2 protein-coding genes are annotated in these 1225 nt (G+C 42.3%); both read right to left on the bottom strand.

What is annotated here, in order from left to right; all coding sequences use genetic code 11:
* Positions 1 to 116: 116 nt before the first annotated feature.
* Entirely contained in the window at positions 117 to 878 is a 762-nt protein-coding gene (locus AYK82_RS06445) for a glycoside hydrolase family 16 protein (RefSeq protein WP_068312922.1), read from the bottom strand.
* Positions 879 to 983: 105 nt separating this feature from the next.
* A partial coding sequence (locus AYK82_RS06440; RefSeq protein ID WP_156453274.1) for an integrase core domain-containing protein occupies positions 984 to 1225 on the bottom strand: 242 nt, incomplete at its 5' end.

Raw genomic sequence — 1225 nt, 5'->3', positions numbered from 1 at the left:
CAGTGTATTTCGAGCGTCCTGAGCCCATTCCCATCTCCTGCAACAATCAAAGTCAATATACTCGATTGTCCGGGATCATGGACGAACTCCACTAACGAAACGCACCTCTTCGATACCTATCTGTGCCAAATTTTTACATAATCGACCTCTAGGAATGCATCCTCAAACTTTTCCTGTCGGTTATCTTTAGGGAATTCATAGAAGTTAAGCATAAGTTGCATGGGGTAGTTCGGAGATTGACTAGTTTTTCCAACAATTTGGCCGTCTATTGCAAAGAAAATACCATTAATCGACCATTCTATGGAATAGGTGTGCCAGTCTTCCACTTTGATATCAATAATACTATCGAAAAATTCATCTACCAGACTATTATCTTTAATTTTTTTTATTCCTCGACCAACTTGCACTCCATCTACTCTAGATTTGTCACCAAATATTTCAAAAACTGTGATTTCTCCAGAGAACTCAGGTTTGTCTTCAAACCCAATCAGCCAAAGAGCAGCAAGGTTCCATGGATTCAAAAATGCCCTCGCACGAATTTCGAGTTTGCAAAAATGAGGAAGCAATAGTCTTCGCTCCGCAACTTCAGTACGGACAATTAGCTCATCGCTAAACCGGTGCTGGCCTACTTGGCTTCCGAGAGAACCAGAATACTGTCCGGTTTGTAGGCCCGACACTTTCACTTGGCCATCAAATTCTGAGCACCATGGACGTTGCTCATCGCTAACAAAGAGCTGCAAAGAATGCCCGGTTAAATTATAGTTAGCTTTTGAATTTGTCCAATCACTCCAGTGCGGTAAGTAGTTTTTGATCCAAATGTTCGGATTCAATACAGGAGTATCAAATTTTTCTTCAAAAAAATGCGATGAGCGATCCATACTAGTATCCAATACGTATTCAAGTGTGATGCCTTTGTAGGCAATTTAAATGCTCTTAATAATTGTAAATTTGACTATGTATTGACCCAGCAATTTCTGCTCAAGTTATGCCGCTAATTTGTATGCCTCGTTAGGTGTCTTCATTGCAAGCGCCTGATGAGGCCTCAAGCCATTATAAAACGTAACCCAATTAGCAATTGTTCGGCTGGCATGGATTAGGCTTTCGAAGCGTTGGCGATGAACGCATTGCTCCTTCAGCGACCGGATCAATCGTTCCATCATGCCGTTCTGCTGCGGACAATATGGTGTGATGAACTCTTGGCGCAGACCGTAGCTTCGGACCAGGG

Source organism: Polycladidibacter hongkongensis (genome assembly GCF_001561995.1).
In the GTDB taxonomy this organism is placed as follows: Bacteria; Pseudomonadota; Alphaproteobacteria; order Rhizobiales; family Stappiaceae; genus Pseudovibrio; species Pseudovibrio hongkongensis.
This window is presented reverse-complemented; position numbering and strand designations above follow the sequence as displayed.